General features: G+C 70.1%; 7 protein-coding genes. 5 read left to right on the top strand and 2 right to left on the bottom strand.

What is annotated here, in order from left to right; genetic code table 11:
* Window positions 1-63 precede the first annotated feature (63 nt).
* The gene (gene uvrA, locus ACFV6E_RS37495) at window positions 64-3,090 is read right to left on the bottom strand and encodes an excinuclease ABC subunit UvrA (RefSeq protein WP_385467828.1); all 3,027 of its coding nucleotides are present in this window, start codon (window positions 3,088-3,090) and stop codon (window positions 64-66) included.
* A 221-nt stretch (window positions 3,091-3,311) separates the two neighbouring features.
* On the opposite strand from uvrA, the gene ACFV6E_RS37490 reads away from it, so the two are divergent.
* The 5 genes from ACFV6E_RS37490 to ACFV6E_RS37470 all read left to right on the top strand — a co-directional run bounded on the left by ACFV6E_RS37490 (window position 3,312) and on the right by ACFV6E_RS37470 (window position 7,799).
* Entirely contained in the window at window positions 3,312-4,001 is a 690-nt protein-coding gene (locus tag ACFV6E_RS37490; RefSeq protein ID WP_385171560.1) for a maleylpyruvate isomerase family mycothiol-dependent enzyme, read from the top strand.
* Window positions 4,002-4,010: 9 nt separating this feature from the next.
* Window positions 4,011-4,667, top strand: a complete 657-nt coding sequence (locus ACFV6E_RS37485; RefSeq protein ID WP_385171557.1) for an MBL fold metallo-hydrolase — start codon at window positions 4,011-4,013, stop codon at window positions 4,665-4,667.
* 584 nt (window positions 4,668-5,251) lie between these two features.
* Window positions 5,252-6,136 (top strand): ABC transporter substrate-binding protein, encoded by an 885-nt coding sequence (locus ACFV6E_RS37480; RefSeq protein WP_385171554.1) that lies wholly within the window; start codon window positions 5,252-5,254, stop codon window positions 6,134-6,136.
* The gene (locus ACFV6E_RS37475) at window positions 6,133-7,050 is read left to right on the top strand and encodes an amino acid ABC transporter permease (RefSeq protein ID WP_385171551.1); all 918 of its coding nucleotides are present in this window, start codon (window positions 6,133-6,135) and stop codon (window positions 7,048-7,050) included. The genes ACFV6E_RS37480 and ACFV6E_RS37475 overlap by 4 nt, the downstream gene beginning before the upstream one ends.
* A gap of 20 nt (window positions 7,051-7,070) precedes the next feature.
* Window positions 7,071-7,799 (top strand): amino acid ABC transporter ATP-binding protein, encoded by a 729-nt coding sequence (locus tag ACFV6E_RS37470; protein ID WP_385171602.1) that lies wholly within the window; start codon window positions 7,071-7,073, stop codon window positions 7,797-7,799.
* A 138-nt stretch (window positions 7,800-7,937) separates the two neighbouring features.
* Here ACFV6E_RS37470 and aroQ read toward each other — a convergent pair whose 3' ends face one another.
* Complete coding sequence (gene aroQ, locus ACFV6E_RS37465; RefSeq protein ID WP_385467826.1) at window positions 7,938-8,411, bottom strand: type II 3-dehydroquinate dehydratase; 474 nt, start codon at window positions 8,409-8,411, stop codon at window positions 7,938-7,940.
* Between the last annotated feature and the right edge of the window lie 20 nt (window positions 8,412-8,431).

The following is an 8,431-nucleotide window of genomic DNA, read 5'->3' as shown; positions in this document are numbered from 1 at the left end:
GCGCCCCACGGGAAGTTCCCGTGGGGCGCCGTGCGTGCCGAACCCGGTCGGTGACCGGGCCCGTCAGGCCTTGCGTGCCCGCGTGGTCTTCTTCGCGGGAGCCGCCTTCTTGGCCGTGTTCTTGGCCGACGCCGTCTTCTTGGCGGTGGCGATGGCCTTGGTGGCCGTCTCCTTCGCCGTCGCGCCGGCGGCCACCGTCTTGGCGGCCTTCTTGCGCGTGGCCTTCACGGGCGCGCCGTCGCTGACCCGGTCGGCGCCCAGGACCTCGCGCAGGAACTTGCCGGTGTGGCTGGCCGGAACCGCCGCGACCTCCTCGGGCGTGCCCTCGGCGATGACGAGGCCGCCGCCGCTGCCGCCCTCGGGACCCATGTCGACGACCCAGTCGGCGGTCTTGATGACGTCGAGGTTGTGCTCGATCACGATGACCGAGTTGCCCTTGTCGACCAGGCCCGAGAGCACCTTGATCAGCTTGCTGATGTCCTCGAAGTGCAGACCCGTGGTCGGCTCGTCGAGCACGTACACCGTGCGTCCCGTGGAGCGCTTCTGGAGCTCGCTGGCGAGCTTGACGCGCTGTGCCTCACCGCCGGACAGCGTCGGCGCGGACTGGCCGAGCCGGACGTAGCCGAGGCCGACGTCGTTCAGCGTCCTCAGGTGACGGGCGATCGCCGGGACGGCCTCGAAGAAGTCGAGGCCCTCCTCGATCGGCATGTCGAGGACCTCGGCGATGTTCTTGCCCTTGTAGTGGACCTCCAGGGTCTCCCGGTTGTAGCGCGCCCCGTGGCAGACCTCGCAGGGGACGTACACGTCCGGCAGGAAGTTCATCTCGATCTTGATGGTGCCGTCACCGGAGCAGTTCTCGCAGCGGCCGCCCTTGACGTTGAAGGAGAAGCGGCCGGGCTGGTAGCCCCGCACCTTCGCCTCGGTCGTCTCGGCGAACAGCCTGCGGACGTGGTCGAAGACTCCGGTGTACGTCGCCGGGTTCGAGCGCGGTGTGCGACCGATGGGCGACTGGTCGACGTGCACGACCTTGTCGACGAGGTCGTCGCCGTCCACGCGCGTGTGCCGGCCGGGGACACTGCGCGCACCGTTCAGCTCGCGGGCCAGGTGCGTGTACAGGATGTCGTTGACCATGGTCGACTTGCCGGAGCCGGAGACGCCGGTGACGGCCGTGAGCACGCCCAGCGGGAACGACACGTCGATGTCCCGGAGGTTGTTCTCCCGGGCGCCGTGCACCGTGAGTCTGCGGCCCGGGTCGACCGGGCGGCGGACGTCCGGGAGCGCAATCTCCTTCTTGCCCGCCAGGTACTGGCCGGTCATCGAGTCGTCGTTGTCGAGCAGCTCCTTCAGGGAGCCGCTGTGCACGACCTTGCCGCCGTGCTCGCCGGCGCCGGGGCCGATGTCGACCACCCAGTCGGCGACCTTGATCGTGTCCTCGTCGTGCTCGACCACGATCAGCGTGTTGCCCATGTCACGGAGCCGGACCAGGGTCTCGATCAGACGGTGGTTGTCGCGCTGGTGCAGGCCGATGGAGGGCTCGTCCAGAACGTACAGGACGCCGACGAGTCCGGAGCCGATCTGGGTGGCCAGGCGGATGCGCTGGGCCTCGCCGCCGGAGAGGGTGCCGGCCGCGCGGTTGAGCGACAGGTAGTCGAGGCCGACGTCGACCAGGAAGCGCAGCCGCTCGTTGACCTCCTTCAGGACGCGCTCGGCGATTTTCTTGTCACGGGCGTTCAGCGTCAGCTCGCCCAGGAAGTCCGCGCAGTCGCTGATGGACATGGCGGAGACCTCGGCGATGGACTTGTCCATGACCGTGACCGCGAGGACGATCGGCTTCAGCCGCGTGCCCTCACAGGTGGGGCAGGGCACCTCGCGCATGTAGCCCTCGAAGCGCTCGCGGCTGGCGTCGCTCTCGGCCTCGCTGTGCCGCCGCTTCACGAACGGGACGGCGCCCTCGAAGGGCGTCGTGTAGACGCGCTCGCGCCCGTACCGGTTGCGGTAGCGCACCTCGATCTGGGTCTTGTGGCCGTACAGCAGAGCCTTCCTGGCGCGCTGCGGCAGGCCCGCGAAGGGGATGTCGGTGCGGAAGCCCAGCGCGTCCGCGAGGGCCCCGACGAGCCGCCCGAAGTATTCCTTCGTGTGCCCATGGGACCACGGGTGGATGGCGCCCTCGTCGAGCGACTTGTCCTCGTCGGGGACGATCAGCTCGGGGTCGACCTCCATGCGCGTGCCGATGCCGGTGCAGTCGGGGCAGGCACCGAAGGGCGAGTTGAAGGAGAAGGAGCGGGGCTCCAGCTCCTCGAACGACAGGTCGTCGTACGCGCAGTACAGGTGCTCCGAGTACATGCGCTCGCGCTCGGGGTCGTCGGCGGGGAGGTCGACGAAGTCGAGGACGACCATGCCGCCGGAGAGCCCGAGGGCCGTCTCCACGGAGTCGGTCAGGCGGCGCTTGGCGCCCTCCTTGACCGTGAGGCGGTCGACGACCACCTCAATGGTGTGCTTCTCCTGCTTCTTCAGCTTCGGCGGCTCGGTGAGCTGGATCGTCTCGCCGTCGACCCGGGCCCGGCTGTATCCCTTGGTCTGGAGGTCGGAGAAGAGGTCGACGAACTCGCCCTTGCGCTCGCGGACCAGCGGCGACAGCACCTGGAAGCGGCTTCCCTCGGGCAGCTCCAGGACCTTGTCGACGATGGCCTGCGGGGACTGGCGGGAGATCGGGCGCCCGCACTCGGGACAGTGCGGCTTGCCGATGCGCGCGAAGAGCAGACGCAGGTAGTCGTAGACCTCGGTGATGGTGCCGACCGTCGAGCGCGGGTTGCGCGAGGTCGACTTCTGGTCGATGGAGACGGCCGGGGAGAGACCCTCGATGAAGTCGACGTCCGGCTTGTCCATCTGGCCGAGGAACTGCCGGGCGTACGACGAGAGGGACTCGACGTAACGGCGCTGCCCCTCGGCGAAGATCGTGTCGAAGGCGAGGGAGGACTTGCCCGACCCCGACAGGCCCGTGAAAACGATGAGCGAGTCGCGCGGAAGATCGAGCGAGACATTCTTCAGGTTGTGCTCGCGCGCTCCACGGACGATGAGACGGTCGGCCACGCCGGTCCGCACCTTTCTTGAGAGAGATGACAGGGGCGAGGCCCCGTCTTCTTCAGACTAGGGGGAGCCACTGACAACGCCGGTCGCTTTCCCTGGGTGGTAACAATCCCGGCCCATCCAGCATGCCCGACGCCGCACCCGACCTTATAGCACGCGCATTCGATTTGCGGACCGGCTCGGCCACCTTCACCCGTTCGTATGGCGGGACTATCGTCGGACCCATGAACGATCATGTGCGCGACCTGGCGTCTGTACGTGACGCGACCGAGCGGCTGCTCAGCGCAGCCGCACATCTGGACAACGGATCAGTGACCGAGTCGTCACGGCTGCCCGGCTGGAGCCGCGGCCATGTCCTCGCCCACCTCGCCCGCAACGCGGACGCGCTCGTGGAGGTGCTTGCCGGGCGCCCCATGTACGCCTCCCCCGCCACCCGGGACGCCGACATCGAGCGGGACGGACCGCGCCCCCTGGACGTGCAGCTCGCCGATCTGCGTGAGAGCTCGGCCCGCTTCCAGGAGGCGGGGGCCGCACCCGCGGACTGGTCACGGACCGTCGAGCTGCGCAACGGCGTCACGGACGCGGCGTCCCGGGTGCCGTTCCGGCGGTGGATCGAGGTCGAGCTGCACCACGTGGACCTGGGCATCGGGTACGAGCTCGAAGACCTTCCCGCGGAGTTCACGGAGCGGGAGATCGGCTTCCTCGCCGAGCGCTTCACGGGCCACCCCGAGGTGCCCGCCACGCGCATCACCGACTCCACGCGCGCGTGGCGCACGGGACGCGACGTCCAGGGCGCCGCCGAGATCACGGTGACCGGCCCGGCCCCCGCGCTCCTCGGCTGGCTGTCGGGGCGCCGGGACGGGGCCGGACTGACCGTCGACGGCGGCCTGCTGCCCGGCCTCCCGCCGCTATAGGCTGCCGTCATGACGTACAGCGGAGCGGTGAAGGTCGGTGGTCCGGCCGACGTGCACGAGCTGCAGGATCTGATCATATCCAAGATCGCGGTCGGGCCGATGGACAACAATGCCTATCTGCTGCGCTGCCGGGCCACGGACGAGCAACTGCTGATCGACGCGGCGAACGACGCCTCGACGCTGCTCTCCATGATCGGCGCCGACGGCATCGCGTCCGTCGTCACCACGCACCAGCACGGCGACCACTGGCAGGCGCTCGCGGAGGTCGTGGCGGCCACGGGTGCGCGTACCTACGCGGGCCGCGAAGACGCCGCCGGCATCCCCGTACCGACCGACGTCCCCCTGGACGACGGCGACACCGTCCGGATCGGCCGGGTGACCCTTACCGCACGGCACCTGGTCGGGCACACGCCGGGGTCGATCGCCCTCGTCTACGACGACCCGCACGGGCATCCCCATGTGTTCACGGGGGACTGTCTCTTCCCGGGTGGTGTGGGCAACACACGTAAGGACCCCAATGCCTTCGCCAGTCTGATCCACGACGTGGAGACGAAGATCTTCGACGTGCTGCCGGACGAGACCTGGGTCTACCCGGGACACGGCAACGACACAACACTGGGCGCCGAGCGTCCCCACCTGCCGGAGTGGCACGCGCGCGGCTGGTGACACGCATGGGCAGGTGACACGCACGGGCAGGTGGGAGGCGAGCCGGTCAACCGGACGCCTCCCGCCGCCCGTTCACCACTACGCACCGCTTGCCGTTCACCATGACGCACCCCCGCCTGTGCACCATTACGCGCCGCTCCCCTGCCCGTGCACCAATACGCGCCGCTCCCCTGCCCGTGCACCATTACGCGCCGCTCCCCTGCCCGTGCACCAATACGCGCCGCTCCCCTGCCCGTGCACCGTTGCGCGCCCCTGCCCGTGCGCCAATACGCATCCCATGCCCGCTCATCACCACGCGCCCCGTGTGAAACAAACGCACACTCCTGTGCCCTGCGCGCCCTCCCGCACCGCCCGCCGATGCGGTCCACTGGGGACGGTTCCGCTCGGGAACGACGGCTCCTGCGCGGAGCGGGCCGCCGGCCATTCGATCCCCGCCCCGGCCGGCGGCCCCGCGAACGCCCTGGCCGGACTCATGGGCCCCTGCCCGCCGCCGTGTTCACACGCGTGCAACACCCGTTCCCATCATGCGGACAGTTGCCCAAATGACCTCGACAAACGGGACACGGCGCTGTCACTCTCCGGCCATGCCTTCCGCCCCGCGCGTTCTGCGCCGCGCCGCGTCCACCGCCACCGTCGCCCTGCTCGCACTCGCCGTGGGCTGCGCTCCGCAACCGGAGCAGAAGCAGGCCGATGCCACCGCCGGGACGACCGGTGCGGCGTGCACGAAGGGCGAGTTGGCGACCCGGACCAGCGGCAAGCTGACGATCGCCACCGACGAACCGGCCTACGAGCCCTGGTTCCAGGACGACGAACCGGCCAACGGCAAGGGCTTCGAGTCAGCGGTCGCATACGCCGTGGCGAAGCGGCTCGGCTACGCCCAGGGAGACGTCGTCTGGCAGACCGTCCCCTTCAACAAGGCGTTCGCGCCCGGCGAGAAGACCTTCGATGTCGACATCAACCAGGTGTCGATCAGCGACGAGCGCAAGAAGGCGGTCGACTTCTCCGCCGGCTACTACGACGTGCGCCAGGCCGTCATCGCGCTGAAGGGTTCCAAGGCCGCGAAGGCGACGGACGTCGCGGACCTCAAAGGCGTCAAGCTGGGCGCCCAGGTCGGCACCACCAGCCTCGACTACATCGACGACGTGGTGAAGCCGGCCGAGGAGCCCGCCGCGTACGCCAAGAACGACCAGGCCAAGTCGGCGCTCAAGAACGGCCAGGTCGACGCCATCGTCGTGGACCTGCCCACCGCCTTCTACATCACCGCGACCGAGGTGACGGACGCGGAGATCGTCGGACAGTTCGAGAACCGGGGCGACGCGGCCGAGCAGTTCGGGCTCGTCCTCGACAAGGGCAGCGCGCTGACCTCCTGCGTGTCGGACGCCGTGAAGGGCCTGCGCGAGGACGGCACGCTGGCGGGCATCGAGAAGCGCTGGCTGTCTGACGCCGTGGACGCGCCGGTGCTGAAGTGACCTCGCTGAAGGACGAGTTCACCGAGGATTCCGGCGGCGGGGACTCCGGTTCAGGAGATGCGCGCGACGCGTACGTCCCCTCCCAGCGGCGGATCGAGCGGGAACGGTACAAGCGGGCCCGGGCCCGCCGCGCGACGGCCCTCGCCGCGCTGTCCACCCTCGTCACCGGCGTCGTCCTCTACCTCGTGGTCGTCAACGCGCCCGGCTGGCCGCGCACCAGGGAGACCTTCTTCGACGCGCACTACGCGCGCGAGGCACTGCCCAAGGTCCTCGAAGGGCTCTGGCTGAACGTCCGGCTGCTCCTCGTCTGCGGCGCCGCGGTCCTCGTCCTCGGCATGCTGATCGCGGTGGCCCGTACCCTGCGTGGCCCGGTGTTCTTCCCCGTGCGGGCGCTGGCCGCCGCGTACACGGACTTCTTCCGGGGGCTGCCGCTGATCATCAACCTGATGATCGTGGTCCTGGGCGTCCCCGCGCTGCGCCTCCAGGGCGTGACCGTGGACCCGGTGCTGCTGGGCGGCACGGCGCTGACGCTGACGTACTCGGCGTACGTGGCCGAGGTGTTCCGGGCCGGCATCGAGTCCGTGCACCCCTCGCAGCGCGCCGCGGCACGCTCGCTCGGCCTCACCAACCGGCAGGCCCTGCGCTACGTGGTCCTGCCCCAGGCCGTACGCCGTCAGGTGCCGCCGCTCCTCAACGACCTGGTGTCGCTCCAGAAGGACACCGGGCTCGTGTCCATCGGCGGCGCCGTCGACGCCGTGCGCGCCGCCGACATCATCGTCGGCCGCAGCCTCAACTACACGCCGTACATCGTCGCGGGGCTGGTCTTCGTCGCACTGACCATTCCGATGACCCGCTTCACGGACTGGGTGACCGCCCGGATGGACCGGCAGCGTGCCCAGGGAGGGGCCCTGTGAGCGGCACACCAGTACTCCGGATGGAATCGGTCCGCAAGACGTTCGGCGCGTCGGTCGTGCTGCGTGACGTCGAACTGTCGGTCGCCCCGCACACGGTGACCGCCCTGATCGGCGCCTCCGGGTCCGGCAAGTCGACGCTGCTGCGCTGCGCGAACCTCCTGGAGGAGATCGACGACGGCGCGATCTGGCTGGACGACGAGGAGATCACCGACCCACGGGCCGACCAGGACGCGGTACGCCGCCGGATCGGCGTGGTCTTCCAGGCGTACAACCTCTTCCCGCACATGACCGTGCTGGAGAACGTCACGCTCGCCCCGCGCCGCGTGCACGGGGTGAGCCGCCCGGAGGCGGAGGAGCGGGCCCGTGAGCTGCTCGACCGGCTCGGGCTCGGCACCAAGGCGGGCGAGTACCCGGACCGGCTGAGCGGGGGCCAGCAGCAGCGGGCGGCGATCGTGCGCGCCCTGGCGGTGCGGCCCCGGCTGCTGCTCCTGGACGAGATCACCGCCGCGCTCGATCCCGAACTGGTGGGCGAAGTCCTCGCCGTCGTCCGTGACTTGAAGGACGACGGCATGACGATGGTGCTCGCTACGCACGAGATGGGCTTCGCCCGCGAGGTGGCGGACCAGGTCTGCTTCCTGGAGGGCGGGGTGGTCGTCGAGCACGGCACCGCCGAGCAGGTGCTCGGTCGGCCGCGGCACGAGCGGACGCGACGCTTCCTGCGGCGCGTCGTGGAGACGGGACGGCTCTGAGAGCGTGCGCCGGTGCCTGGACGCCGGTCGTTCGAGCACCGGCCGCGAGCCCGGCCGCCCCGTCCCGGAGCCGCTGCCGGTCAGGTGTCCGCCCTGGTACCGCTGCCGGTCAGGGTTCTGCCCTGGTACCGCTGCCGGTCAGGTGTCCGCCCGAGCCGGTCCCGCCAGGGCCGCCACCCGCTCCACCCCGAACACGTACCCCTGCACGCCGCATCCCGCGATGACTCCGTCGGCGCGGGCCGAGACGTACGAGTGGTGCCGGAACTCCTCGCGCCGGTGGATGTTGGAGATGTGCACCTCGATCACGGGCAGCCCGTCGCAGGTGTTGAGCGCGTCCAGGATCGCCACGGAGGTGTGCGAGTAGGCGGCGGGGTTGATGACGATCCCGGCGTGGTTCAGGCGGGCCTCGTGGATCCAGTCCACCAGCTCGCCCTCGTGATTGGACTGACGGAAGTCGACCGTGCCGCCGTGCGCGGCCGCCGCCTTGACGCACAGCGCCTCGATGTCGGCGAGGGTGTCGGAGCCGTAGATCTCCGGCTGGCGCTGCCCGAGGAGGTTCAGGTTGGGCCCGTTGAGGATCATGATCGGGGCGTTGGCGAGGGTGCGGGGCACGGTTCCTCCGGTCCTTGCGG

The sequence above is a fragment of the Streptomyces sp. NPDC059785 genome, from assembly GCF_042732375.1.
Lineage (GTDB): Bacteria > Actinomycetota > Actinomycetes > Streptomycetales > Streptomycetaceae > Streptomyces.
This window is presented reverse-complemented; position numbering and strand designations above follow the sequence as displayed.

What these genes read in the sequence shown, in the direction of transcription:
- ACFV6E_RS37485 (WP_385171557.1), top strand. Translation starts at nt 4,011, where the DNA reads ATGACGTACAGCGGAGCGGTGAAGGTCGGTGGTCCGGCCGACGTGCAC.
- ACFV6E_RS37490 (WP_385171560.1), top strand. Translation starts at nt 3,312, where the DNA reads ATGAACGATCATGTGCGCGACCTGGCGTCTGTACGTGACGCGACCGAG.
- ACFV6E_RS37480 (WP_385171554.1), top strand. Translation starts at nt 5,252, where the DNA reads ATGCCTTCCGCCCCGCGCGTTCTGCGCCGCGCCGCGTCCACCGCCACC.
- ACFV6E_RS37470 (WP_385171602.1), top strand. Translation starts at nt 7,071, where the DNA reads ATGGAATCGGTCCGCAAGACGTTCGGCGCGTCGGTCGTGCTGCGTGAC.